Source organism: Vibrio atypicus (assembly GCF_009811315.1).
Taxonomy (GTDB): Bacteria; Pseudomonadota; Gammaproteobacteria; order Enterobacterales; family Vibrionaceae; genus Vibrio; species Vibrio atypicus.
The window spans coordinates 997195-1022592 of record NZ_BLID01000001.1 but is presented as its reverse complement, the minus strand read 5'-3'; the positions used below and the strand labels follow the sequence as shown (position 1 = coordinate 1022592).

24 protein-coding genes are annotated in these 25398 nt (G+C 44.1%); 10 read left to right on the top strand and 14 right to left on the bottom strand.

Annotated features, from left to right (window positions below; all coding sequences use genetic code 11):
- Positions 1 to 45 precede the first annotated feature (45 nt).
- From GVO60_RS04500 to GVO60_RS04465, 8 genes are all read right to left on the bottom strand, one after another.
- Positions 46 to 483 (bottom strand): PAS domain-containing protein, encoded by a 438-nt coding sequence (locus GVO60_RS04500; protein ID WP_159651385.1) that lies wholly within the window; start codon positions 481 to 483, stop codon positions 46 to 48.
- A complete protein-coding gene (locus GVO60_RS04495; RefSeq protein ID WP_159651384.1) occupies positions 483 to 1487 on the bottom strand; it encodes a response regulator in 1005 nt (334 codons plus the stop codon). Before GVO60_RS04495 ends, GVO60_RS04500 begins: the two co-directional genes overlap by 1 nt.
- Positions 1488 to 1625: 138 nt before the next feature.
- Positions 1626 to 2744: a response regulator gene (locus tag GVO60_RS04490; protein WP_159651383.1), complete on the bottom strand. Its 1119-nt coding sequence runs from the start codon at positions 2742 to 2744 to the stop codon at positions 1626 to 1628.
- Positions 2737 to 5895: a hybrid sensor histidine kinase/response regulator gene (locus GVO60_RS04485; RefSeq protein WP_159651382.1), complete on the bottom strand. Its 3159-nt coding sequence runs from the start codon at positions 5893 to 5895 to the stop codon at positions 2737 to 2739. Before GVO60_RS04485 ends, GVO60_RS04490 begins: the two co-directional genes overlap by 8 nt.
- The gene (locus GVO60_RS04480; protein WP_159651381.1) at positions 5888 to 6472 is read right to left on the bottom strand and encodes a SpoIIE family protein phosphatase; all 585 of its coding nucleotides are present in this window, start codon (positions 6470 to 6472) and stop codon (positions 5888 to 5890) included. Before GVO60_RS04480 ends, GVO60_RS04485 begins: the two co-directional genes overlap by 8 nt.
- Before the next feature lies 1 nt (position 6473).
- Positions 6474 to 6887 carry an anti-sigma regulatory factor gene (locus GVO60_RS04475; RefSeq protein ID WP_159651446.1) on the bottom strand — a complete coding sequence of 138 codons (414 nt, stop codon included), beginning with the start codon at positions 6885 to 6887 and terminating at the stop codon, positions 6474 to 6476.
- Positions 6888 to 6898: 11 nt separating this feature from the next.
- Entirely contained in the window at positions 6899 to 7249 is a 351-nt protein-coding gene (locus GVO60_RS04470) for an STAS domain-containing protein (protein ID WP_159651380.1), read from the bottom strand.
- A gap of 12 nt (positions 7250 to 7261) precedes the next feature.
- Positions 7262 to 8179 carry a protoglobin domain-containing protein gene (locus tag GVO60_RS04465; RefSeq protein WP_159651379.1) on the bottom strand — a complete coding sequence of 306 codons (918 nt, stop codon included), beginning with the start codon at positions 8177 to 8179 and terminating at the stop codon, positions 7262 to 7264.
- Positions 8180 to 8393: 214 nt separating this feature from the next.
- On the opposite strand from GVO60_RS04465, the gene GVO60_RS04460 reads away from it, so the two are divergent.
- Positions 8394 to 9950 carry a methyl-accepting chemotaxis protein gene (locus tag GVO60_RS04460; protein WP_159651378.1) on the top strand — a complete coding sequence of 519 codons (1557 nt, stop codon included), beginning with the start codon at positions 8394 to 8396 and terminating at the stop codon, positions 9948 to 9950.
- 78 nt (positions 9951 to 10028) lie between these two features.
- Here the strand turns inward: GVO60_RS04460 and GVO60_RS04455 are convergent, their stop codons facing one another.
- The gene (locus GVO60_RS04455) at positions 10029 to 10487 is read right to left on the bottom strand and encodes a TetR/AcrR family transcriptional regulator (protein ID WP_159651377.1); all 459 of its coding nucleotides are present in this window, start codon (positions 10485 to 10487) and stop codon (positions 10029 to 10031) included.
- 505 nt (positions 10488 to 10992) lie between these two features.
- On the opposite strand from GVO60_RS04455, the gene GVO60_RS04450 reads away from it, so the two are divergent.
- Together GVO60_RS04450 and GVO60_RS04445 are read left to right on the top strand one after the other, a co-directional pair.
- Complete coding sequence (locus GVO60_RS04450; RefSeq protein WP_159651376.1) at positions 10993 to 11286, top strand: YfcZ/YiiS family protein; 294 nt, start codon at positions 10993 to 10995, stop codon at positions 11284 to 11286.
- A gap of 124 nt (positions 11287 to 11410) precedes the next feature.
- Positions 11411 to 12022, top strand: coding sequence for a hypothetical protein (locus tag GVO60_RS04445; protein WP_159651375.1), 612 nt, complete (start codon positions 11411 to 11413; stop codon positions 12020 to 12022).
- 86 nt (positions 12023 to 12108) lie between these two features.
- Here GVO60_RS04445 and GVO60_RS04440 read toward each other — a convergent pair whose 3' ends face one another.
- Positions 12109 to 13209: a 1-acyl-sn-glycerol-3-phosphate acyltransferase gene (locus GVO60_RS04440; RefSeq protein WP_159651374.1), complete on the bottom strand. Its 1101-nt coding sequence runs from the start codon at positions 13207 to 13209 to the stop codon at positions 12109 to 12111.
- A gap of 176 nt (positions 13210 to 13385) precedes the next feature.
- Between GVO60_RS04440 and GVO60_RS04435 the strand changes: the two genes are divergently transcribed.
- Complete coding sequence (locus GVO60_RS04435) at positions 13386 to 13994, top strand: AraC family transcriptional regulator (protein ID WP_159651373.1); 609 nt, start codon at positions 13386 to 13388, stop codon at positions 13992 to 13994.
- 87 nt (positions 13995 to 14081) lie between these two features.
- Positions 14082 to 15950, top strand: coding sequence for a methyl-accepting chemotaxis protein (locus tag GVO60_RS04430; protein ID WP_159651372.1), 1869 nt, complete (start codon positions 14082 to 14084; stop codon positions 15948 to 15950).
- 54 nt (positions 15951 to 16004) lie between these two features.
- Here the strand turns inward: GVO60_RS04430 and GVO60_RS04425 are convergent, their stop codons facing one another.
- Positions 16005 to 17360, bottom strand: a complete 1356-nt coding sequence (locus tag GVO60_RS04425) for an alpha-amylase family glycosyl hydrolase (protein WP_159651371.1) — start codon at positions 17358 to 17360, stop codon at positions 16005 to 16007.
- 209 nt (positions 17361 to 17569) lie between these two features.
- Here GVO60_RS04425 and GVO60_RS04420 point away from each other — a divergent pair, with 209 nt between their 5' ends.
- Positions 17570 to 18214, top strand: a complete 645-nt coding sequence (locus GVO60_RS04420) for a DsbA family oxidoreductase (protein WP_159651370.1) — start codon at positions 17570 to 17572, stop codon at positions 18212 to 18214.
- Here GVO60_RS04420 and GVO60_RS04415 read toward each other — a convergent pair.
- Positions 18211 to 19119, bottom strand: coding sequence for a DUF808 domain-containing protein (locus GVO60_RS04415; protein ID WP_159651369.1), 909 nt, complete (start codon positions 19117 to 19119; stop codon positions 18211 to 18213). The genes GVO60_RS04420 and GVO60_RS04415 overlap by 4 nt on opposite strands.
- 183 nt (positions 19120 to 19302) lie before the next feature.
- Between GVO60_RS04415 and GVO60_RS04410 the strand changes: the two genes are divergently transcribed.
- Positions 19303 to 20223: a M14 family metallopeptidase gene (locus GVO60_RS04410; RefSeq protein WP_159651368.1), complete on the top strand. Its 921-nt coding sequence runs from the start codon at positions 19303 to 19305 to the stop codon at positions 20221 to 20223.
- Here the strand turns inward: GVO60_RS04410 and GVO60_RS04405 are convergent.
- A complete protein-coding gene (locus GVO60_RS04405; protein ID WP_159651367.1) occupies positions 20218 to 21006 on the bottom strand; it encodes an AraC family transcriptional regulator in 789 nt (262 codons plus the stop codon). The genes GVO60_RS04410 and GVO60_RS04405 overlap by 6 nt on opposite strands.
- Before the next feature lie 98 nt (positions 21007 to 21104).
- Between GVO60_RS04405 and GVO60_RS04400 the strand changes: the two genes are divergently transcribed.
- Both GVO60_RS04400 and GVO60_RS04395 read left to right on the top strand, forming a co-directional pair.
- Complete coding sequence (locus GVO60_RS04400; RefSeq protein ID WP_159651366.1) at positions 21105 to 22004, top strand: DMT family transporter; 900 nt, start codon at positions 21105 to 21107, stop codon at positions 22002 to 22004.
- Between the two features lie 124 nt (positions 22005 to 22128).
- Complete coding sequence (locus GVO60_RS04395; RefSeq protein WP_159651365.1) at positions 22129 to 23040, top strand: sensor domain-containing diguanylate cyclase; 912 nt, start codon at positions 22129 to 22131, stop codon at positions 23038 to 23040.
- Between the two features lie 58 nt (positions 23041 to 23098).
- Here GVO60_RS04395 and GVO60_RS04390 read toward each other — a convergent pair whose 3' ends face one another.
- Complete coding sequence (locus GVO60_RS04390; protein WP_159651364.1) at positions 23099 to 24916, bottom strand: hybrid-cluster NAD(P)-dependent oxidoreductase; 1818 nt, start codon at positions 24914 to 24916, stop codon at positions 23099 to 23101.
- 249 nt (positions 24917 to 25165) lie between these two features.
- Between GVO60_RS04390 and GVO60_RS04385 the strand changes: the two genes are divergently transcribed.
- The gene (locus GVO60_RS04385) at positions 25166 to 25324 is read left to right on the top strand and encodes a YqaE/Pmp3 family membrane protein (protein ID WP_159651363.1); all 159 of its coding nucleotides are present in this window, start codon (positions 25166 to 25168) and stop codon (positions 25322 to 25324) included.
- The last annotated feature ends 74 nt before the right edge of the window (positions 25325 to 25398 follow it).

Below are 25398 nucleotides of genomic sequence, written 5' to 3'. Positions count from 1 at the left end.
AGGATAAAACAAAAACGCCAAGGAAAACCTTGGCGTTTTAACAAATCAGGTGTTTTTCGAGACCAGAGCCTCAGCTGTCGCATCTTGAATCGATAGAAACAGCGACCGAATCTCACCGGTTGGCGTTCTCATCGGGTTAAGCGTGATGTTTTGGTACATGAAATCCGCTTGTTGAGTCACAGGGCGAACGTTACGGCACTTAAACAAATAAGGGCGCTGTTGCCATGTGATGAAACTGCGACACCCCAAATCATAAACGGGCTTAGTTTTTAGCTTAAACCAATCTTGAGGGATCTCAGGAAACAACTCAAAGATCGACTTGCCAATCGCATCATGTGCTTGAACACCACTGTGGTGCGTCATAAAGCCATTCCAAACCTGAACATTGTAGTCGCGGTCAAGAACCACCAAACCCAAGTCCACGTTTTGTACCATATCCACCATCCAGTGGAATTGCTCAAATTCTGCAGGAAGATTTAGCATTAAAAGTCCTCCATGAGGTAAGCAAGCTTGTTATCCAGTAGTGGTAATGATTCATCAACAAACATAAACAGCAAATCACAACGAATCGAGGTTTGATCAATGTTATAGCTGACCTCAAAAGTCATGGTTTTCTTAAACGAGCCTGACGTCGATTGAATAACCGAATCGATTGATATGTGCTGCCCAAGCAAAACTGGCGAGCTTTGGAAGAATCGAACTTCAGCCTGCTTGCCTAATCCATTGAGGAAAGCGCCAACCAAGATATTGGAGACGTCCATTAATAGCTCCAACTCTTCGAGCTCTTCACTATCAGCAGGGACTTTCATCAACTTTTTCAGGTCAGAAACACTGGAGTCGCTCAGCAACACTAGCGCTTCGCCAGCAATACCTTCGCCACTAAACCCTTGGCACACGCCGGAAACTTGGTCATTTTCAGCCAGGTCTCGTAGTGCCATATGAAGTTCACTGACTTCAAAAATGTTGACGTTCGGTAGAGGTAAATGAACAAACACATCAAAGTGACGCGCAAGCGCATCGGCCGCTTGACCAATGGAAACGTTAGCGACTTCCATATAGATATCGCGGCGTTTTAAAATAGGTAAATCAACCGAGACAGGCGTAACAATTTGAGGCTGGGTTGGTGGCTCAATCAAAGAGCGCAGCACATCATTTAAAATCGTTTTATCGATCGGTTTTTGAATGAATGCTTTGGCACCCAGCGCCATCACACGCTCTTTGGCTTTTGGCTGAATATCACCTGATACCACAACAACTTGGATATCAATGTTGCGTTTACCAATCTCTTCTAATGTTCCGAAACCATCCAGCTCTGGCATGGTTAAATCCAAGAACATCAACTTGAACGAGTTATTTTCTAACTGCTCTAATGCATCTAGGCCATGTACGGCAAACGTAATGTCTGCATTTAACGAAGCAGGCAATGAGCGAGCCATCTGCTTTCTCGCTAAGGCAGAGTCATCACATATTAAAACTGGAAAAGACATTCATACACCTACTGCTATTCGTCCAATCAATAATTAAAGTTTACCAGATACTTAACGCACCAGGTACGGGAAACTGGATTATTTCTCATCACTAAGAATGAAAAACGTACTGCAACTAAACTATCACCTTTATGAACATCATCCTGTCTGGTTAAAAGAGTTCTCATCAAACCCCTCATCACTGTACGTTACTGCGATTTCACGGAATTCATGTTCGATTGCTAGGAAGACCTCCACCAGCAGTGGTTCAAAGTGGGTACCACTTCCTTCAGCAATAATAGAAACGGCTCTCTCGTGAGAAAACGCTGGTTTATATACGCGTTCTGATATTAACGCATCATAGACATCTGCAATCGCCATCATTCGAGCACTCAAGGGAATGTCTAAACCAGAAAGACCTTCTGGGTATCCACTGCCATCCCATTTTTCTTGGTGACTGTAAGCAATTTCAATCGCGGTTGTTAAAAAGTCGCATTCGAAATCAATCGACGATTCAACGGTTAAGAGCACTTCCTTGCCTAAGGTTGTGTGATTTTGCATGACGCGAAATTCTTCATCAGTCAACTTCCCAGGCTTGAGTAAAATATTATCCGGTATGCCAACTTTACCTATGTCGTGCATCGGCGCGGACTTAAATAAATTCTCAATCGCAGTCGGAGAGAGCTGTTCAATGTAATGGCCGTGATTTCTCAGTGCTTGCGCCAATACCTTAATGTAATTCTGCGTTCGACGAATATGGTTGCCTGTTTCGTTGTCTCGCGTTTCCGCCAATGACGCCATGGCACCAATCGTCGCATCTTGAAGTGAGTCAAGTTCATGAGTGCGCTCTTTAACCCGCACTTCCAGTATTTCATTTTGACGAGCTAAATCATGCATTGCCTGACACAAGCGTAAATGGGTATTGATCCGAGAGAGCAGGATCGGAGGACTTATCGGTTTGAGAATGTAATCAACCGCACCAACCTCAAAGCCCCGTTGTTCATCTTCTATTTGTGTTTTAGCTGTCAGAAAAATAACCGGAATAGCCGCTGTTTTGGTGTCTAGTTTTAAATGTTGGCACACTTCATAGCCATCCATCTCAGGCATCATGATATCGAGTAAAACAATGTCTGGCTGACGCATTTTGGCAAGCTCCAACGCCTGCTTACCATTGGTCGCGACTATAACTTTGTGATGCGGTTTGAGTAAGCCACTCAATAGCACCCGATTATCAGCATTGTCATCAACAACAAGGACCGTTGTCATCGATTCATTCATTCCCACCTCCAAGCACCCTATCCATATCAAGTGGATAGATACTGGCTGCCTTACGCAACGCCATACTGGCCGAAAGAAAATCACAATCGTTAATGTGACGACAACAAGTTTCAAAAGCCTCTGACTCTAATAAAGTATTGAGGTGTATAGAGTGTTCGTCAAGAAACTCAATTGCGCTGGCATCAAATTCGCTCAGCAGCATATCAAGCTGAAGAATTAATTTTACACTTTCATCGTCTAGGTTATTTTTAATCTCAGCTGGGTGCGGCCGGCCTAAGCCTTCACACACTTGACGAAAAAAAGGGTCAATAAAGTCGGCGAGTTCTTGTTTAGTCGAACAAATTTCATTTTGATTGCCATTCACTTCAAATAACTGCTCTAACCGTGCTGCGATATCAAATAAGCGAATGACACCTAAATTCCCTGCTGAGCCTTTCAAAGTATGGGTAATCAAGGTTGCGTAATCGGTATCTTGTTTATCAAGAGCGACATCCAAACGAGCAACGAAGTCATGCTCCTTATCGACCAGTTGTGAAAGTAAGCGCCGGTAGAGTGCTTCATTACCTGCCACTCTCAGTAGGCCATTTTTCAGGTCTAGCGATTCAATATCATCCAAATCATGGATCACCTTAGTCTGAGGTCTGCGTTCCGTCGTTTGAACAGAAGAATCAGGAGAAGGAAGTTCAGGTGGTACATAGTCAGAACAACACCGTTGAATAGTACTAAAAAGCACTTCAGGGTCGATAGGCTTAGAAACATGGTCGTTCATCCCAATGCCAAGGCAGTGCTCGCGTTCCTCAATCATGGCATGCGCCGTCATGGCAACTAGAGGTATAGAGTCAAAACGATGATCGGCACGGATATGCTTACTCGCTTCATAGCCGTCCATAACCGGCATTTGTAAATCCATAAAAATGATATCGACACCGCCAAGTTCAGGGTCATACATCTTCTCTAATAAATCTAAAGCCTCTCGGCCATTATTGGCAACCGTGACAATCAACCCCTTATCTTCCATTAACTCAACGGCGATCTGTTGGTTTATTTCATTGTCTTCGGTGAGCAATACTTTCAGCCCACGCAAATTATGTTTAGTCTGACTATCCGCTGCTAATGGCTTAGGTGCTGCGGCATCGCTATCAGCAAACAACTCTACAATCAGATCAAATAAATAGGATTGACCAATAGGTTTAGCGAGAAAACCTGCAATATCTAGCCCTTTAAGATCAGGCGAAATGTCATCTTTGTCGTATGCGGTAACAATGACCATTTTAGGCTGACAATCTGCTGGAAGTTTTCGGCGAATAAGCGTGGTTGCCTCAATACCACTCATGACTGGCATCTTCCAATCCATAAACACAAGATTATAAGGCGCTCCATGCTCACACGCCTTTTCCAACTCTTCAATCGCGGCTTGGCCACTCGTCACAAATTTTGCTTTATTAGGTAAAATGTCTAACTGGTCTTCCATCACCAACAAAGCATGTTCATTGTCATCCACGACCAGAGCTTTTATGTCATTCAATGACTGAGGTAGTATTGTGGGTTGACTAATCGATGATTCCACAAACCCGGTCTGAAGACTGAATCGAAAACAGCTCCCCTCGCCTAGAGCACTGCTGACTTCAATTTCGCCGCCCATTAATTCAACCAGTCGTCGACAAATCGATAGGCCAAGCCCAGTACCACCATATCGGCGTGTCGTTGTACCATCTGCTTGCGTAAAGGCATTAAAAAGCTTGTCCATTTGCTCATCACTCATGCCAATCCCGGTATCTTTGACCGCAAAACAGAGTTCGATTTGGTCATCGCTTAGTGGCTTCATCGTAACGCAAACTGAAATTTCACCTTGCTCGGTAAACTTCACGGCGTTATTTACCAAGTTAATGATGATCTGGCCGAGCCTGAGAGGATCACCAAACAAGGTTTTGGGAACATCACGTGAGATCTCAAAAAGAAGTTCCAATCCTTTCTCGAACGCTTTCTGCCCCGTTACCATAGAGACATTATGCAAAACGTCATCCAACAAAAATTCAATGTTCTCAATCGACAATTTGCCTGCTTCAATTTTGCTGAAGTCTAAAATGTCATTGATGATACCGAGTAGTAGCGACGCAGAATTGTGTACTTTAGAAATGTAGTCATATTGCTTTGGGGTCAGGTCTGTTTTCAACGCTAAGTGAGACATACCAATGATAGCGTTCATTGGTGTGCGAATTTCATGACTCATATTGGCAAGAAACATTGATTTTACTTCAACGGCTTCTTCAGCTTTAGCTCTCGCCTCATTCAACTCATCTTCTACTAGCTTCCTTGAGGTCACATCTCGCAAGAAAAGCGCAGCTCGGCATTGTTGGTCAAATAAAAAGATGGTGATTCCGAGATCGATTGGGATCATTTGCCCGCGAACAGTGTATGTATCGACTTCAAAAAAGCCGCCATTAACCCGTGATTGGTCTTCAATTCTGAGTTTACCGCTTAGCACATCCTCTAACTCTGGCGGAATCTGAATCTTTAGTAATTCACAAACATTGCGCCCCTCAACCTCTTCAAACTGATAACCATAGGTTTCCTCAGCCGTTTTATTCCATAAAATGATACGCTGATCTTCATCGATGATAGCAACACTGGAAGGTGCACCCTCAATAATGGTTCTCGATAATGCTTCACTCGCCTGTAAATCCCGAGTACGGCGCTCGATTTCTTGTTCTAACCCGGCTTGATGATTGGCCAATTCTTGATTTTTGATTGTTAGTGCATCCATTAATTCATCCCGCGATTTTTCCGTCAAGATAGTAATTAACGAATCAATATCCTCGTGAGTCAGTGGCTTCATTGACCGAATCCGCCAACTCAACTCATGTGGAGAATGGGAAAGTTCTAACAACGGAATCGAAACCGCTTCTAAGGTCTTTGTATTATCAGTGTGAGACCAACTCACCACGATCCCATCATCATCAATCAGTACTTTTGATTCGAAGGAGTCTTCCTCGGCAAATAAGCGATAAATGATGTCACTGCACAAAACGATCAACTGATCTCTTGCTTGCGCATCGTAGCCCAGAAGAGTGAGGACAGAGACCATTTTCCGCCGTAGAGAAACCCGAGCAATGTCGCTATTAATGATATGAAAAGAATAAGTATTATTCATAACAGAACCTAACTACGATGGCTGTCGAATCGTCATAAGGTTTGCTGTAATTGTTCACGAAGTATGAAGAGAGATAGTCGAGCGCTTTACTGTTAGCAAACATCATTTCATCTGGATCAATGTTCTCTTTCACGCCATCAGTCGTGAACAGATAGGTTTCGTCTGCTTGAAACTCAAAACTAAATGGTCTGAGTGTCGGCAATAGCTCTCCAACAATCCCGGCTTGAGCAGAGAAAGAGCGATATTGATTTCCCAACTGGCGAACGAGGGTATTCCCAATGCCAATGCCCGTCGCTTGCTGCGTTTTACTGTCAAAGTAAACCGCTGTCATAGCCGCCCCAAGAGACCCTATCAATTCATCGTGCATGGTCTTAACAAGCCACTCAATATCACTAGTTGCGATATTTTCTAGCTTTGCTTCCATACGCCTTGCGAGTTCCGCCGCTTTATTCCCATGGCCAAGAACATCAATGATAACCACCAACAATCCATTATCTAAACGACGCACAAAATGACCGTCCCCGGCTTGAGGTTCACCTTGGTATGGGACGCAATAAACACTATATTGAAAGTTCATTTCACTCCTTCCATTTTATCGCCGTCACTGTCGTTCCCTCGCCTGGGTTCGACTGAATTTCGAACTCATCCATCATTCTTTTAACACCAGGTAGCCCCATACCAAGCGAACCACCGGTTGAAAAGCTGTCTGTCAAAGCAGCTTCAAGATCATCAATACCTGAACCGTTGTCATGTGCGATAATCTTGACGCCAATCAGTTCACCTTGTTCAACCCAGCTCACCTTAACAACGCCATCTCCTGCGTACTTAATGATGTTCATGCCTAGCTCCGAGACTGAGGTTGATACCTCACTCACTTGCGACGCAGAAAAGCTCTGTTTTTGTAGCAACGTATAGACGGCGAGCACCGCACTCATCACATCAGATTCTGTTGAAATAAAGTAACTTTCGATGATGCACTCCACCTGATCCATTGCCACAAGCGCTAACCTCCTACCATGGCGAGTCCATCATCAATATTGCTGACGCAGGTTAACTGGTCAGTGTCATAATTGATGTTAACCAACGCCATCGCGATTCCAGGTCTCATCCCTACAAAAACGCAGCGCCTTCCCATCACTTCCACCGTCGCCACCACATCCACTAAAGCATCCATGTTCATGCGATCGAGTGTCTTTACTTCCGATAAATCGATAAGCACGCCCTGTATCGTATGAGCACGAGCTTTTTCAAATAAATGAGCACGAAACTCAGTAATTACCGACGTACTTAAATCAACCTGAATGGTTGCGATTAACACATCTTGTATCTGACTTATCGAAATGGATTGGCTCATATCTACGCTCTGTTAATTTGACAGCTGTTTTATCGCTTGCACATTCAGCCCCATGATTTGAAACGCCGTTTCTAACGCATCGCGCAAGGTAGCATTGGTTTTCACTTCTCCCACATTAATTCCTAGTTGAACCATAGTCTGCGCAATAAGAGGAGATACACCAGAGACTAGGCAATCACACCCCATCAACTTGGTCGCTTTCGTTATTTTGATAAAATGGTTGGCCACAGCGGTATCCACCACGGCAACACCTGAAATATCCATGATAAAAATCTTGGCGCGATGCTCTGATATTTTATTTAGCACCGCGGTCATAATGTCTTGCGCACGTTTTGAATCAATGATGCCGACAATTGGCAGCATAAGGATGTCTTGCCACACCATAGTAACCGGCGTAGACATAGCTAAAAGCGCTTCGCTTTGCTCGGCAATGCGTTTATTAATCAGACGCGAATAGGTGTCGACGACGATGGTAGTATCAAGGTGAAGGAGCTTAGTAAATGCCGTCACTAGTGAGCTGTATTCGTCACTATACAGGCTGCCGTCATACATACGTTTGGTGAAAATCACCATCGAGATATTCATCCCGGCAAAGTAAGTCGGCAACCCCAACCCGACTCTCGCATGAATTTCACCGACATCACGACGCTGTTTGATATAACTTTCATCCACTTGAGCACCAAAAAACGTTTGCCAATACTGCACTTGTGCATTCTGAACGCGTTTAAGTTTCGGTTGCTCAGAGAAAAACTGCTGATACTCGGGCTGATTCTCAAGCCATTCATAAAAATGACGGACATACTCATCTAACTTAGGCACCATCATGTCACCGAATTTACGGATTAATGCGAGATCCGCTTCAGTTAGATCATGGAGTTTGAGTAAATTCTCTGCGCTGGTGTATGCGCCAACAGAAGACCCATGTGGCATGCCTTTCTCCTCAATTTCATAGGGTAAAGCTCATTCATTACAATGAAACTAATCTCATTCTTAAGTTTAAAGATAGACCAGTATTTTCGACTGACTAACAATCACGCCGAATAAAAACCGACTAAAATAATCAGGTATTCATTTTTTGTACTTATACTTATTCAAATAGGCAGAGCCTAAAAGTATTAACACCGTGAGAATAGAGGTTCCAAGGATGCGAGTGAATCAGCCAGCAACACAAAAAGAAATCACCTATCCACCTGAATACAATTTGCTATCGATAACCAAGCCAAGTAGCCACATTAGCTACGCAAGTAAGGACTTTTGCGAAGTTGCAGGTTATTCACTTGAAGAGCTCGTTGGACAACCACATAACCTTGTCCGTCACCCTGATATGCCACCTGCGGCATTTGAAAACATGTGGTCATTCATCAAAGGCGGAAATTCTTGGATGGGCATCGTGAAAAACCGATGTAAAAATGGCGATCACTATTGGGTTGATGCTTTTGCATCTCCTATTAAAGAAAATGGGAAAACCATTGAGTACCAATCAGTTCGTCTGTCACCACAGCGAGAGCATGTCCGAAACGCTGAAAAGGTTTATGCGCAGCTCAATCAGGGCAAAACACCATTACAACTGCAACTGCCAAGAACACGCCTGTGGCAACGCCTTTCTATTGCTTCTTTAATCGCTGCGGGTATTTGTACATTTATCGCTAGCTTCTCCCCTCAATTAGCGATTTGGACCTTCCTTTTACTCAGCGTTTTCGCTGCCTTTACGCTCACAAGACGACTTGAAGCCCTTTCAGCTGAAGCCCGTAGCGTATTTGATAACCCCTTAATGGAATTGGTATACAACGGGACAGTTGATGATATCTCTGAAATCAAGCTTGCCTTTAAAATGAGGCAATCGGAAATCAATTCCGTGGTAGGGAGAATACAAGACTCCAATGAACAGATTGCAGAATCAGCCAGCTCAGCAGCCTCTAACTGCGATACCACGGCTGAGAACTTACAAGGGCAAACGTCAGAAACAGAACAAGTCGCAGCAGCAGTCAACGAAATGCACTCCACTGCTAACGAGATCGCGCAAAATGCACAAAGTGCCTCAGATGTTACGGAACAAGCCAACTCTGCCGCAAGCGATGGTAAAGCTTCCGTCACTCAAACAGTCCAGTCTATCAATGAACTTTCAACGCAGCTCAATGTGGCTTCTGAAGTCATACAACAGCTCGTGGCTCATGGAAAAACCATTGGTGATGTCTTAGTCGTCATTCAAGGAGTGGCGGAGCAAACTAATCTCCTCGCGTTGAATGCGGCAATTGAAGCTGCGCGTGCGGGTGAGCAAGGTCGAGGTTTTGCCGTGGTTGCCGATGAAGTTCGCCAATTAGCCCAGCGCAGCCACGAATCGACCGAAGAGATTCAAAATATCATCAGCCTGATTCAAGCCAGCACCGAAAAAGCAGTGCAAGCTATGGATGAAGGAAGCCAGTTATCGCAGGTTTGTGTCGATAGTGCCAATATTTCCGGAGATAAGCTTGACTCATTATTACTACAAGTAGACGACATTTCAGACCGTAACAATCAAATCGCCACCGCCATTGAGGAAATGGCCAGAGTGACAGAAGAGATGAACTCAAGCATACAATCAATCAATGACGTGTGTAGTGCGACCAATATTCTGGCGAGCGATACCAAAGATGAATGTGAAGGATTAGTAAACAACCTAAACTCTCAAGGTAAACTGGTTGCTCAGTTCCGTAGGATTTAATCTGGGATACCAGTGAGAATACGACAGAAACAAAAAGAGCCTTCAAATGAAGGCTCTTTTTTTAAATAGTGATCAGCACTAAACCATGCGAACCAGTGATTTACCAATCAACCACTCAAGTTCTTTTGCACTACCCTCACCGAATTGAACTTCTGTCATCTTGTACAGACGCTCAATACCGTTTGATGCAAACTCATGAGTACTTTGTGATGTTACGATATGGTGGAACAACAGGCGTAAAATCGCGCGGAACTCTTCATTGTCTAGCGCTTTTACCCAGCTTGATGAGAATGCATCTAGACCATTATCGAATTCTACATGCTCCACAAACATCTTAAAGATACGGCCATCTAAAGCAGCTGTGAAGTCGGTTTTTTTAGGGAAGTGGTGGCTAATACCCGTTCTTGAAACACCCGTTTGTTGGCTCAGAGTGGTATAAGACATCTTGTCGTAACCCAGACGCAATAGTTGATCGACAACGGCGTCCATGATCTTTTGAATGGTGATCTCGGTATCTTCTTTACTACGCTTTGGCATGTTCAGGCTCTTCTCTTTGTAAATCCGTCTAACTCAATAAGAGTTAATTATTAAACCTTATCGACTAGCTTCAAGTGTTGGTGATGACATGGACAAATAAAGAATATTTATCGTAACAATTCACGTAAGCACTCTATCATATTTAAACCGTACGAACCATCTAACTATGAGCAAGCTAAGATTTCAACGACACACATAACGTGCACCTATGAAATGAAAAGGCATTATCTTTTCTTTATATATTTTGACTGCCGATAGTCTTATAAATTACGCTTGCTTACAACTAACTGAATGGCATTCTGACAAAATAATGACACTGCTTTTCGTTATTTAGTGACACTCGTTCCACTTTTGTTGGGAGTAATTCGCAATTAACCAGCCGACTTAACCTTATATCAACATAGCATACCGAATTTGTTAGCGAGTATAACACCCATGCTTTTTATGGATAAACTTCAAATAACTGGGTAAAATATCCGTAGATTTTGTAAGAGGATATATTGAGATGAGCACAGAACAACAAGACGTATGTGAAGCTTGTGGTTGCGCTGGTGAGATGGGTTTTATCATCAAAGAAGGTGATGATGTTGCGGAAGTGAGCATCTTCGCAACCGGCAAAGATTTGCTTGAAGCAGAGCTTGCGAAATACGTTGAGTTAGCAAAGCAAGTATCGGCAACGGTTGAGCATGACGTAACACCTATTAATGATGATTCAACAGAGCTCACGGCACGCTTTAAGTTTGAAGTCAGCGCAGAGAAACTTATCTTCGAACTGAAAACTCGCTCTCTAATGCGCTAAGCAACCAATAATTATTAAAAAACGGGCTATCGAGCCCGTTTTTTTATTGCACAGCCTGAGAAACATTGACCTCACTCACTGGCACCATTAATACTAATCTTTAAATCCCAATTGAATATTCAGCATGAACCGCTTTGTTTTCTCCCTTCTCTTTCTCATCGTAAGCTTGACTGCAAACTGTTCAGTCAACGCAGCGGCACTTGATCAATTTCGAATTCTCAATCACTTAGACAATTACGGCAATCTCGACCTACGCAACAAGCCTTACGATGAATTACCTCCAGGGTTGGTCATTAAGGGTAATCTCAATATTGCCAAAACCTCCATCAAACGGTTACCTGAAGGGATAGACATTCAAGGCAGCCTCAATGCTTCTAATAGTGCACTTCGTCAGATTGATAAAGGAGTAAACATTAAGGGGTTTGCTAACCTGTTGGGCGCTCAAATCAAGCGTTGGCCTCCAGGTATAACAGTCGGTGGCTATCTTAACCTAACCGATAACCCTCTAACCTCGCTCCCTCCTAGATTAAGAGTCAAAGGCGACCTTAGCGTCATTCGAACGCCAATAACTAAACTGCCCGAAGGTTTGATTGTCGATGGCAACCTTTTTATTGGCGGTTCCAAGTTGACCGAGTTCCCAGACACGATGACCGTAAAAGGCAATATTTATCTAGGCGGAAATCGAATAACCAAATGGCCTTCTAAACTCAACTTAGGTGGTGCTGTCGCCCCTTAAAGAAAGGGTAAAGCTTTTAAACTAAAAAAGGATGCTGCGAGCATCCTTTTTATTTCGTTCACCATACAATTATGGTCGGTTGGAAACTATGGTTGGTTGTTCACCGGATTCGCGTAACTTGCGATCAAGTAAGGTTGCGCCGATTCAGGTAGCTGCATTAGCTTATCTTTCAAACTTTGCTTAACGTCATCTGCGACTTGCTCATCACCTGCCGCCAGTTGATTAATTGGGAACAATTTGTAGTTGTGATGAATTTGACGGTCAATCTCTTCTGCTAGGGCATCAGGTGTTTCAAACGTGTCTTCAATCACATCACCAAATGCCACATGAACACGGCCTTTATCACCAACGATGCCTTGAATGATGCTTTCGATATCTTCGAACTCGCCTTTTTCATAGCTACCATGCTCCGCTTTTTCCCAAAGCTCTAACGCTTTAGCAATATCACACGGGTCATTTTCGTAAGAGATCGAGACTGGTACAATTTTTAACGACTTAATGTAATCCGCAAAAGGCACTTTCTGTTTACGACCTTCTACATGAAACATTTTTAAAATCGCTGGATCAGTAAAATCATTGCCGTCTTTTGCACGACCTTCTTTTTGAGCTATCCAGATTGAGTGCCCTGTATCTAGAGAATGTTTGATGTATCCGGACAACGTACCCAGCGCTTTCATCATTTCACGCGGACCTTTCGCAGAACGCTTTACGATGAAGCTTTTATTCAGGCGCATCAACTCGGTAGCACAAGGCTTTTTCAGCAAGTTATCACCGATCGCGATACGTACCGTTTTGTGCTGGCCTTGAAACAGACCATAATTAACCAAAGCAGGATCCATCGCGATATCACGGTGGTTAGAAACAAACAGATAAGCACTCTCTTTATCTAGCTTGTCTAAACCACTATACGTCACGCCGCGCGTCGTCGTGTTTAGGGTTCTATCGAGGTACTTTTTAACCTCTAATTGAATCGTCTCTACTGAGTCCAATTTGGACCACTTCATTCGAAGGTAGATTTTCACGATCGGCGACATCAATGCTTTGAACCAACCTGCGTGGTTAGAAAAGCGGTGCTGTAATATAGCGCCAATAAATTCTTCGTCGTTTACCAGTCGATCAATCGCCGCTGGAATCTCGTCATCATTATAAGGACGGATATCAATAAATGGATCGTTAGTTTTAGTCATTCTTATGTACATCAAACAAAAAGCAGGCCTATTCTACGCATAGATAGAATGATTAGCAGCTATCCTTATCGCAGATTTGCAAAGGTCAGACCAGGCAATGTGACACAGAAGAAATGATATTGGCTTTTGCAGCGAGAAAAGTTACCCTTAGCGCCCCTTTACTTACGAGTTAACCCATGCACTACGCCATTTCACATCAAATTCTGCAACATGACTTTCTTCATAGCACGTCACGCCGCAAATTGTTGAAACATACCCTTTTACATGTAAAGCAAGGTTTGGTGCTAGCGAAACTCGGAAAACTGGAATATGCCCTAGAGCCTGGAGAGAGCTTTTGGCTACCGTTTGATACCTTAACTTCTTTGACTTTTTTTCCAAATACCTCTGTTCAGAGTGTCGAAGTATCCTGTCGCGTTAGCGCCTCACTACCCAAACAAGCAGGCTATGTTGAGCTAGGTGAATTAAGTCGAGCGCTTATTAACCGTCTTGGTGAAGAAACATCGTCAGTTTCCGCACAAAATGAGATCATGGCCGTATTGAAGACTGAACTAACTATGTTCAAGCCGGTATTAAATGAAAGTGCTTTGACTCACCAGTTTAGCCAATGGCGTTGGGATAATTTAGATTCGGCGCTTTCCAATGAGCAACAACTAGTTCTAAAGGTTAGAGAAGCGAACAAAATGATGCTTTCGGGTAAAAAACGCGAACAAGTGGTCGAGCTTCTTTTTGCAGGAAACGATGCGATCTTCGTTCAATTGGAACATCTGCTACTTGGCAAATCATAGAAAAGTTTAATAATTTACTGGCTGATTAATCATTTAGTAACTATAGATCTATAAATAATACCCAAACTTTATAGATAGGGGTTCTTGATGAAATTCAGCCATAAGATTGTCGCCGCCTCCACGGCGCTACTTCTCGTCACCGTTACTTTGCTAACACTTCAACAATATCATACGGTTCAAACAGAGATACGCTCTCAGGTCACCTCGAGCGTAAATGAAATTGTTGATGGGGTTCGAGACACCACAGCTTCAGAACTGAACAGTCGGAAAGCAATCGCTGCGTACGCCACCAGCATGCTAGAAACTGATCTCTCCCCTGAAGCGATAGAATCTGTCATCACTCGCCCTGTCATAAAAAACACATTCTTGCTTGCTGGTATAGGATTCGAGAAAGATGGCTCTCACATAGGTAATGATCCCACTTGGACTCCTGGAACAAGTTGGGACCCTAGAGTAAGACCTTGGTACATCGACGCTAAAAACTCTGGCAACTTGATTATAACGGCGCCCTACGCAGACTCAGGAACAGGTGAAATCCTTATTTCTATCGCGACTCCAGTACGAGATAAAGGTCAATTCATTGGGGCTATTTTCTATGATGTAAGCCTGGCTGCATTGGCTGAGTTAGTTAACCGAGTTCAACTGTTTAATGCGGGTTACGTATTCATCGTTTCAGGAGATGGAACAACCATCGCTCACCCAAAAACAGAGCTAAATGGTGCACCAATGAAAGACTTCCTTGGCAACACGCCGATTAAGGAAGAGCCTCAGCAAGTCATTCTTGATAATAAGCCCTTTACCCTCGACTTCTCAAAAGTGCCAGGGGAAGATTGGTATATCGGCGTAATCTTGGATGAAGAAGTGGCCTATCAGTCTCTTGCTGATCTACGCAACAGCTCCATCCTCTACACCCTTATCGCTTTGGTTATTAGTGTGTTTGTTTTACTCATGCTAATTCGCGCGCTGATGACACCATTGAGTACCCTAAATGACGCTATTCAAGATGTTGCCTCCGGCCAAGGGGACTTAACCAAACGCCTTGAAACGAACACAGACAAAGAGTTCTCCGTCTTAGCTTCTGGATTCAATGAATTTACCGGAACACTACAACAATTAATCACCCAATCTAAAGCGATTGGTTCTGAAATCTTACGAGGCTCAGAGATGACTTCGGCAGGTTTGCAAGAATCCGCCGCCGCCATGCAAGATCAATTACATGAGCTAGAACAGTTAGCGACAGCAATGCACGAAATGGCGACCACATCTGGCGAAGTAGCAAACAATGCGCAAGGTGCCGCAGCGGCAGCAAAAGAAGCCGATGACGCCACCAGCTTAGGCTCTACGGTCGTGAGTGACACCACAGGTGCCATCGACAATCTATCGCAAAAAATTGATGAAGCGGTTGAAGAAGTGAAGGTCCTTGAATCGGCAACCGATAACATTGAGACCATTTTGAAAGTAATCAATGACATCGCTGACCAAACCAACCTGCTTGCACTCAACGCTGCCATTGAGGCTGCGCGCGCCGGTGAATCAGGCCGAGGCTTTGCCGTGGTTGCAGATGAAGTTCGAACCTTAGCACAACGAACTCAAGAATCGACCACTGAAATCCGCAATATGATTGAACAACTCCAAGCAGGCGCAAGCTCAGTTGCCAATGCGATGAACATGAGTAAAACCACCGCAACTGATGCAGTGGCACGCGCTCAAGAAGCGAATGTGGCGCTTGATAGTATTCGCGATGCCATTCAGCGAATTAGCGATATGAACATTCAAATCGCTTCAGCCGCGGAAGAGCAAAGCTTGGTTGCTGAAGAGATCAACAACAACACAGTGAAAATCAAAGACCTTTCAACTCAGGTTGCTGACTCTGCTGAGAACGCCAATATTGCGATGCAAGCACAAACCGAAAACATTCGTGAACAAGATGCAATTCTCAACAAGTTCACTGTTTAAACCGCAATCACTATCCATTAAAAAAGGCGCTGAATTTCTTCTGCGCCTTTTCTTTTATTCACTTTTAAGTAGCATCATGCTGCTCATGCTTGGCACTGATATTTCGACTCGCCCCTTCGACGAAAAATACTGCTTATTGAGCAAAACTTCTCGCCAATCACCATTTAGTTCTAGCTCTACCGTTTGAGCTCGTTTTGATTTATTGATGACCACGATACCTCGGCTACCTCGGCTAAAAATAAGCAGATCATCGGACGCTTCGATGACTTTCATCGGCTGTCCATGCAATCGGTTATGAAAGCCAATTGCGGCGACTAATTTAGAGTCCTTCCACGCTTCAAGCCAACGAGGTTCTCCCCGCTCATTAGTTATACCACTGGTATCGAGATCGGTGTAAATCAGAGGCACACCGCCGTCTCGCCCTAAGATATAACTGTATGCTAACCATTCCGAGGCCTCGTCCATTACCAAATCGGCGAACACATCATTGTTCGGAATATCATGGGTGATAGCGAAAGTAATCGCTCGCTTTTCTGATAACGCTTGGCCAAAACAATACGGGTCAACCAGACTTTTTAAGCTGCCTTTGGTGTCCAGGGCATCAAATATCATCTGAAACAATGGAAAGTCATAAGCACCAAAACGTGTGTGAGCGAGAAATGGTTCAAGGAACAATTCATATTCTGGCTTCGTTGCGCCGCCGCTCGTGATGATCTCACCGAAGATATGGACATCGTGACAGATTTCTTTCGTCCAAACACGCTGTAGATGCTCTAACGTCATGTGTTTAGCTGCATCAATACGAAATCCTTTCACACCCAGTTGCTTTAATGCAATCAAGTAACTTTGCTGCTGAGCAATGACATTGTCACACACTCGTAGTGTTGGCAGACCTGGATCCGAAGGGCCACCCGTTATGCGACCATTTTGCACTTGCCATTTATCTTCCCAATCACTGATACCAAACGCTTCTACAAAGTCATTTTGGTCGAACAATGGCTGTGCGAGGTCGCCAAACAATCTCTGCTGCTCGTAGTAATCCTTATCGTTGTCGTAGGCTTTCATATCCTGCTGGTTCGGATATTGTAGATCGCGGCGGATCGAAGACTCATTCGCCATGTGATTAAACACCACATCCGCATAAACCCCAATGCCCCACTCATCGAGCACGGCGATCATTGCTTTGAGATCATCAGTATTGCCAAGCTGATTATCAATCACTCGATAATCCTGTGGCTGATAACGCTGCCACCATTGACTGCCCGTCTCATATTTTAAAGACTTCAACGGTGGAGACACCAATACGGTTTTGTAACCCGCTTGAGCGATCTGCTCCGCTCGTTGCGCGACTAATGTGTAAGGCCAGTCAAAAGCATGCAAGATAACATCCGTTGCTGCAGAGAGAGACATGACAATTTCCTATATTGTTTTTCTATTGCTACCTTCCGTAGCATCATGGTTCCATCTTACCAAAAGCAATAACGAAACCTTATCCCCCTAATCATACCTTTTTCCCGTAGTAGTCTTTGGGCGTAGAAATTCCTAATTAGTGAGCCAATTAGTAAAATCTCATCCAGCACACCGCTATACTGTCTAGAAGGCTATTTAAGGATGTAAAAATGGATAAGGTTCGTATTGATATTGTTTCTGATGTAGTTTGCCCGTGGTGCATTATCGGCTACAAGCGACTGGAACAGGCTCTTAGCGCTCTTTCCAACGAAATAGAAGCTGATATTCATTGGCACCCTTTTGAGCTCAACCCTGCAATGGGAAGCGAGGGACAAAACTTACGAGAACACCTTCATGAAAAATATGGCACGACAGAAGAAGCCAGTATTTCCGCGCGAGAGACCCTAACAAACCTAGGTAAAGAAGTAGGATTTGAATTTCACTTTTCGGACGAAATGCGTATCTACAACACCAGAAAAGCGCATCAACTGTTAATGTGGGCTTCGAGTGAAGGTAAACAGTTTGATCTGCAACTATCGCTGTTTTACGCCTATTTCAGCGACAACAAAGACATTAGCCAAGAAGAAGTATTACTGCAATGTGCCCTAGAAGCAGAGTTAGATATTGATGTCGCGAAGCAAGTCCTTAATGACTCAGGCTGGGCAGAAACGGTAGCTTCGACTGAACAACAATGGTTAGAAGCGGGCATCAATGCGGTACCCGCTATTATCATTAATCAAAGACATCTGATTTCCGGCGCACAAACCACAGACAGGCTGACATCCGCACTAAAACAGATTGCCGAAGCAGACTAAAGAGATGGGCTTTTAATCTTTGCGATTAAGCCCAAAAATCCAACCACAATCAGCCCTGACACTAATCCAATTAAACCATTAAGTAGGCTTGGAAACAGCGCTTTAGCTAACGATATGTTAGGAATATCCATAATGATTGGCTCTATCCAGTGATGAATCAGCGGCACATTGTGAACAACGATACCGCCACCGACCAAAAACATCGCAGCAGTACCCACTACCGCCAGTATTTTCATTAATTTAGGCGCAAAGGCGATCAAGCCTCTACCTAATGAAGCACTCAGTCCTTTGCCCTGATTCTTGCGCTCTAAATAGAAACCAAGATCATCTAGCTTAACGATCCCCGCAACTAAGCCATACACACCAATTGTCATCACTAAGGCTATCAAGCTTACCACCAGCACCTGTGTCAGGGTTGATTGCCCTTGTACAGTCCCAAGCGCGATGACGATGATCTCTGCTGACAGAATAAAGTCGGTTCGGATTGCACCTGCTATCTTTTGCTTTTCATACTCTTCGATCGATTCTGTTGGCTCAATGTCGACTTCATCTTTGGTTTTCTCTTCATGATGAAACAGTTTCTCGATGATCTTTTCTGCCCCTTCATAACAAAGAAATAAGCCACCAATCAGTAATAACGGCATGATCAACCAAGGCGCGATCGCACTAATAAGCAAAGCAGCAGGAACTAAAATCAATTTGTTACGAAATGAGCCTTTAGCCACACTCCACACAACCGGGATTTCACGTTCAGCAGTGACACCTGACACTTGTTGAGCGTTTAGAGCCAAATCGTCCCCTAGTACGCCTGCGGTTTTCTTCGCTGCAACTTTCGACATCAATGCGACATCATCCAATACGGTTGCGATGTCATCCAATAAGGTTAATAAGCTAGCACCAGCCATGTAAGTACCTTTAATTTGCACCATCAATCAATGTAAGCAAATGTAACACCAAATCATGATTGCACAACTGAAAAGATGTCAGGGGGCCGTCAATCTTAGTCTCAGCCTCTGTTTACCATTGCGGGATAAAAGGTAGCCCTCTATGCTATAGCGACTTTTTTAATAACAATAAAGGCGAAGGTCATGCGCAGTTCTTACACTTACCCTATCGGTACCCCTGGCGAAAAATGGGGCGATGCTGAGCGTATCGCTTGGCGTGAACAAACCACCATCAAACGTGAATATCAGCAAGAAGTTGTGCCTAAGATTCAAGCATTAGCGAAGCAGTTCGACGTAGAGCAATACGGTGCACTTTCTTATGATCCAGCTCGTTTCCCGCTGTTTTGTATCAAAACCAAAAGCTGGGATGTGACGAAACCTGTTGTCTTGATCACCGGTGGTGTTCATGGGTATGAGACTAGCGGTGTACATGGCGCACTGGAGTTTGCTCAAACTCAAATGTCAAACTACGCTCAACACTTCAATATTGTTGTCGCGCCTTGCGTAAGCCCTTGGGGATACGAAACCATCAACCGTTGGAATCCACTTGCGATTGATCCAAACCGTTCATTTTATCAAGATAGCCCGGCTGAAGAGTCTGCGAACCTTATGGCTTTAGTCGCCTCTATCCAAGGTGACATTTTGGTCCACATCGACTTGCATGAAACCACAGACACCGATGAATCAGAATTCCGCCCAGCTTTGGCCGCTCGCGATGGCATTGAATACATCGAAGGTATGATTCCGGATGGTTTCTACACCGTTGGCGATACTGAAAACCCTCAATCAGACTTCCAAGCCGCGGTGATAGAGTCGGTAAGCAAAGTAACCCACATCGCTCCTGCTGACGAAGCCGGTGAAATTATTGGCTCAGCCGTCGTTCAACACGGTGTGATCAACTACCCTATGGTGAAGCTTGGTTTATGTGGCGGCGTCACGAGTTGTACTTATGGCACAACAACTGAAGTATACCCAGACAGCCCAAAAGTAACCGACCAAGAGTGCAACAAAGCTCAAGTAGCAGCAATTGTGGGCGGGTTAGATCACGTACTTAAACAGCTATAATAGTTTGTTTTTATACTGCTCCGGGGTCTGCCCGGAGTATTTCTTAAACATTGCGATAAATGGACTTGCTTGATTGTAACCTAGGGTCAGCGCTACCTCTTTAACAGAGTGCCCCTTACGCAGTAAATCCATCGAGTGAAGATAACGCACTCTCAATCGCCACTCTGTAAAACTCATCCCTAATTCCGCTTGGCAGTGACGTGCTAACGTTCTTTCCGTGGTATGTACCCTATCTGCCCATTGCGACAAACTGGTGTTATCAATCGGATTCTCTTCGACCGCAGCTAAGATTTTGGCCAAATATTTATTGCTGGTAGAAGGGAGAAAGTGATGTTGAGTATCGCGCGTTGCGATTTGGTCAAGCAACACTTGAACCAAACGCTTATCTTGCTCAGACTCTGCAACATTAATTCCACGCTGCCGGAAGTCATCAATAATGGCCGAAACAATCGGAGTCACTTTGATTAAACTCGTACAGTCAGGGAAATTGGTCGTTAACGCATGGGCGATATTGAGCGAGCAATAAGAGAGAGGTTTACGATTATAACTGGTATGTTTTATCCCTGCAGGCACCCAAATCGCCAAATGTGGCGGTGCTAAAAATCGCGTATCTTCCGCTTCCATCTCTAAGATCCCACCACTAATGAGCTGTACTTGCCCCCACGGGTGGCTATGCATTCGCGTTTCTGTGTTAGATAAAAACGCTTCAAAATTCATAAACACATCTGATGGTGCTTTATCAATTGATAATGATGGGTGAAGATGTTTCGCTGACTTTCTCAAACTTGTCTTCCTATGACTTCCAATGTCTTTCTGCAGATATCTACAATCATATAGACCTGTCACACTACATTCCATTAAAATATTGCGATGGAATTCACATGGTCTACCTATTACCTCTTATTACTGTCTTCATTTGGGGCGGCAATGCGATCATCAATAAAATGGCTTCAGAGGTAATTGAACCGAGCTCCATGGCATTCTACCGCTGGCTATTAGCCATCTTGGTTTTGTCTCCTTTTTGCTTACCGAAAGTGATTAAGCGCTGGCCGACAATCAAACCCTACCTTGCGAAACTCGCGTTTCTCGCTTTACTTGGCATGGTACTTAACCAATCTCTCGCTTACTACGCAGGCTTAACGACATCGGCTTCCAACATGGCGCTTATCAGCTCTTTAGTGCCACTACTTAGCGTGTTCATGAGTGTTCCTGTTTTGGGCAAGGCCATTTCACCATTGAGTATTGTTGGTGGTGTTATCGCCCTTGCAGGCTTAGCTTTCATGCTTGGTAAAGGGGATATCACCTTCTTTGTCCATAACGGTATTTCGTTTGGCGATGGTCTAATGGTCATCACTTCCGTATGTTATGCAGCTTACTGTGTTCTACTTAAGCGATGGAAGATGCCACTCTCAAACTGGACCTTGGTTTATATGCAAGGCGTCCTTGCGCTAATCATGCTTACCCCGCTTTGGTTAACCAGCAATCAACTTCTTCCACCAACAGAGTCTATCCCTCTTATTGGTTATGCTGGTTTAGCCGCATCGGTCGCAGCACCTTGGATGTGGGTCAAAGCAATCGACCTTATTGGTGCGGACTCTAGCGCCATGTTTATGAACTTAATGCCAGTTGTAGCAATAACGCTAGCAGCGACACTACTCGGTGAAACCATTCATAGCTATCACCTTATGGGTGGCTTATTAGTCATCTCTGGCGTAATACTTTCGCAGCTCAAACTCAAACGTAAGACACACCAACCCCTACAAAATGTTAAGCAGGTTTAAGTAGTCTGCTATAAATAGGTATATGGTTAAATAAAGGCAAAGTTTGTAGTGAATTAACAAACATTGGCTAGAAACAATGCGAGATGTCAGTAATTGACTAAAACCCAAAGGAATGGGAGGTCAAATGATCGAGTTAGAGTGCATTGAAGACATATACAACCATGACCATTTTACTCTGCATGAAGTCGTGTTGAATGAAATCGGGTCATTTGTGTTCGTCAAAAGTCGTGATGGCATGTACCTGTATGCGAATCAGCTAACACTAGAGTTGTTCAATACGACGCTAGAAAACCTCAAAGGCAAAACAGACTATGATTTTTTTGAGTCTGAACTTTTGTCTGACATACTTCATAGTGACAGAATGGTCTACGAGACTGGGCAAACTGTCATCAATGAGGAAAGAACACGAGCGATTCCTGACGGACGCTTGCGGATCTATCGTGCAATTAAAAAACCTATCGTTCAAACAGAAAGCAAAGAAGTTATTGGGCTCATCGGTGTATCCACTGATATTACTGATATGGTCCACATGCGTGAGAAGCTGGCAGAACTCGCCAATACCGATGAATTGAGCAAACTGTGTAATCGCCGCAAGCTATGGCAACACTTCTCTTCTGCATACCAAGCAGCAACCGAACATCAATTACCTCTTTCTTGCATCGTGATCGATATCGATCACTTCAAACAGATCAATGACCGATACGGGCATGATTTTGGCGACAAAGTCATTGTCGAGCTCGCCGATATCATTCGAGATAACCTCACCTCAGAAGACTGCTGCGGTCGTATTGGTGGCGAGGAGTTTCTCATCGTTCTCGATAACACCGATATTCAAGGGGCGTATAAGATCGCAGAACAACTGCGGATGGACTTTCTCACTTCACCACTCAACAATCTCAAGTCGCCATTCTCAATCTCTTGTGGTGTTACACAAATCACGAATCGCGATCACGACTTTTTCGCTCTCTATCGACGTGCAGATAAAGCGCTCTATGAAGCAAAAAATCGCGGCCGAAACCAATGTGCTCAACAATAAAAAAGCAGCTCAGTTCCCACTGAGCTGCTTGCATATTTCTGCTTCTTTGACTTGTTCGTCAGTCTACAATTTCAACGTCCGTTTCTGGCACGCAGCAACAAGCAAGTACTACTCCCATATGTCGCTCATCGTCTTGAAGCGCAGGTACATCTGGTTGGTGAACCTTACCTGATTCAACGGTCACCTTACATGCACCACACAGACCCGCTCGGCAACTGTTAGCAATAGGGAAACCCGCATCTTCAGCTTGTTCTAATAAGGTCTTTTGGTTATCACCTGTAAACACATTACCATTAACCGAAATCATCACAGCTTTTGGTTCTTTCTTACTGATCTTCGCCACACCAAATGCTTCTTGGTGGTAACACGACTCAGGTAAGCCTTGTCTTAACAACAAATTCTTAGCCTTTTGCATAAAGCCATCTGGCCCACACACAAACACTTGGCGCTGATCTGGATTTTTGATCTGCTTTAGATGCGAAAGACTCAAACGTCCTTTAAGACCAAACCAATCAAGTGGCGCTTGAGAAAGGGAGATGATCACTGTCAGCCCGTCATGTTTACGCTTTAATTCATCCAGCTCTTGTTTGAAAGGAATATCTTCCACACTTCGACATTGGTGATAAAACACCACATCCTTGACTTGGTTGTGATCAGAGAGGTAACGCAGCATAGACATCATAGGCGTGACACCACTACCCGCCGATAATAGCAGCATAGGAAGCCCCTGCTTGTTACCAAGGTGGAAGCTACCATCTGGCTCTTCACAGCAAAGAGCATCCCCTACTTTAAGATTATCAACTAGCCAGTTTGAAACCCGACCGCCATCTATACGTTTAACCGATATCGCTAAGCGACCTGGTCTAGATGGGCTGGAAGAAAGTGTATATCGTCGCCCAACACGCTCCCCATTAATGTTGATTTCAATCGGCAAATGCTGCCCCGGCTGGTAAGTTGGCAAATCACCTTGTTGAGGCTCCAACCAAAAAGTCACAAAATCTCGCGCAATTTCTTCTCGCTCAACACAAGTCATCAACATCTGTTCAGGTGTGTTGTCAGGATAAAACTCTTTCTCTTTGTATTCTAAGATCTCGACTTGATCGTATTGGTTAATCACGCCTTCATTTTTCGCGACTAGGTTTTGACCAAAGAAAACACCGCCTAGCTCATTCGCTCGAAATTGTGAGAGCGTATTCAATGGCTCTTTCGTTGAGCGAAACTCTCCCTTGCTAACATCGACCGTCGTTAGAATACAACGCTCGCAGGGTTTTACCGCTTCAAACTCGACTTCTCCAATACGAATTCGCTTCCAACTATCTTCGGCGAACGGCTCCGTTCCTGACACGACCAGATTAGTGCGAAATTGGTCCATCGAATGGTGCTCAGGGCTACGTCGATTCAATTCTTCCAATGATGCCTCGCTGATCACCAACATCGGATAACCATCAGCAAAGCTGACATTTTGACCTAGTTTTTCACGCATCCGGTTCGACTGTTCACCACAGAAAAGCAGTTCTACTCGCTGGCCAATCACTTGGGTAAACCAATCATCCGCTTCATCTGTCGTGGTGTAGGCAATAAAATTATCTTTCCACACCTGAGCTGGCGCTTCTTGCATTTTAAAATCCGCATAGCGAATGCGAAGCGATGGTTGACCTTCAGCGCTAAAAATCAGGCCATCTGGAGTCAATGTCGAGCTCACCAATACCATTTGCGGGAACTTTCTCGCTGTCACCATAGAGCCATCAGACAACGAAAGCATAAAACGACGATCAAACATAAGACCTTGTTTTTCTACCCAGACATTTGAAAGCGCAATTCCACCAACAGATTTAACAGGAAAGACATTGATTTGAGAGAGAGTCGGAGCTGACATTGCTAATCCTAAGCTTTGAATAATTGTGCACCCATTATACTCAAGTTGCTTTCACTGTCTTGACGAACTTATAGACAAGAGTGTTGAGATGTTCGTCTCACTTTTGATACTAAGAGAAGGTAACTGTCGGAATTCACTGAAAACTCTGCTTTAGTGGTGATCTCGATTGGAAATTGGAACTCTGGTCACCATAATGATCGCTATTGCTGTTATAGCCACATTGTGAACCTCGTAGTAAAGGAAAGATTTATGAACAAACTGGTAATGATTCTACTGTGTATTTTCCTGCCGCCTCTAGCCGTATTTATCGATAAAGGCCTAAACAAAGATTTTATCATCAACCTAATTTTAACGATTTTCTTCTTCCTTCCAGGTAGCATTCACGCTCTTTGGCTGACATTGAAGTAAGTATTTAGTGCGGTAAGTGCTTAAAATCCGCACAACCAATTGCTCCCGATAAAAAAGGGGATGAAATAGTAGTC

Coding starts and splice junctions, on each gene's coding strand:
- GVO60_RS04390 (WP_159651364.1), bottom strand. CDS start 24,916: ATGTCAGCTCCGACTCTCTCTCAAATCAATGTCTTTCCTGTTAAATCT.
- GVO60_RS04410 (WP_159651368.1), top strand. CDS start 19,303: ATGCGCAGTTCTTACACTTACCCTATCGGTACCCCTGGCGAAAAATGG.
- GVO60_RS04450 (WP_159651376.1), top strand. CDS start 10,993: ATGAGCACAGAACAACAAGACGTATGTGAAGCTTGTGGTTGCGCTGGT.
- GVO60_RS04500 (WP_159651385.1), bottom strand. CDS start 483: ATGCTAAATCTTCCTGCAGAATTTGAGCAATTCCACTGGATGGTGGAT.
- GVO60_RS04460 (WP_159651378.1), top strand. CDS start 8,394: ATGCGAGTGAATCAGCCAGCAACACAAAAAGAAATCACCTATCCACCT.
- GVO60_RS04400 (WP_159651366.1), top strand. CDS start 21,105: ATGGTCTACCTATTACCTCTTATTACTGTCTTCATTTGGGGCGGCAAT.
- GVO60_RS04395 (WP_159651365.1), top strand. CDS start 22,129: ATGATCGAGTTAGAGTGCATTGAAGACATATACAACCATGACCATTTT.
- GVO60_RS04420 (WP_159651370.1), top strand. CDS start 17,570: ATGGATAAGGTTCGTATTGATATTGTTTCTGATGTAGTTTGCCCGTGG.
- GVO60_RS04445 (WP_159651375.1), top strand. CDS start 11,411: ATGAACCGCTTTGTTTTCTCCCTTCTCTTTCTCATCGTAAGCTTGACT.
- GVO60_RS04470 (WP_159651380.1), bottom strand. CDS start 7,249: ATGAGCCAATCCATTTCGATAAGTCAGATACAAGATGTGTTAATCGCA.
- GVO60_RS04485 (WP_159651382.1), bottom strand. CDS start 5,895: ATGAATAATACTTATTCTTTTCATATCATTAATAGCGACATTGCTCGG.
- GVO60_RS04430 (WP_159651372.1), top strand. CDS start 14,082: ATGAAATTCAGCCATAAGATTGTCGCCGCCTCCACGGCGCTACTTCTC.
- GVO60_RS04495 (WP_159651384.1), bottom strand. CDS start 1,487: ATGTCTTTTCCAGTTTTAATATGTGATGACTCTGCCTTAGCGAGAAAG.
- GVO60_RS04425 (WP_159651371.1), bottom strand. CDS start 17,360: ATGTCTCTCTCTGCAGCAACGGATGTTATCTTGCATGCTTTTGACTGG.
- GVO60_RS04455 (WP_159651377.1), bottom strand. CDS start 10,487: ATGCCAAAGCGTAGTAAAGAAGATACCGAGATCACCATTCAAAAGATC.
- GVO60_RS04385 (WP_159651363.1), top strand. CDS start 25,166: ATGAACAAACTGGTAATGATTCTACTGTGTATTTTCCTGCCGCCTCTA.
- GVO60_RS04475 (WP_159651446.1), bottom strand. CDS start 6,887: ATGGATCAGGTGGAGTGCATCATCGAAAGTTACTTTATTTCAACAGAA.
- GVO60_RS04435 (WP_159651373.1), top strand. CDS start 13,386: ATGCACTACGCCATTTCACATCAAATTCTGCAACATGACTTTCTTCAT.
- GVO60_RS04490 (WP_159651383.1), bottom strand. CDS start 2,744: ATGAATGAATCGATGACAACGGTCCTTGTTGTTGATGACAATGCTGAT.
- GVO60_RS04415 (WP_159651369.1), bottom strand. CDS start 19,119: ATGGCTGGTGCTAGCTTATTAACCTTATTGGATGACATCGCAACCGTA.
- GVO60_RS04440 (WP_159651374.1), bottom strand. CDS start 13,209: ATGACTAAAACTAACGATCCATTTATTGATATCCGTCCTTATAATGAT.
- GVO60_RS04465 (WP_159651379.1), bottom strand. CDS start 8,179: ATGCCACATGGGTCTTCTGTTGGCGCATACACCAGCGCAGAGAATTTA.
- GVO60_RS04480 (WP_159651381.1), bottom strand. CDS start 6,472: ATGAACTTTCAATATAGTGTTTATTGCGTCCCATACCAAGGTGAACCT.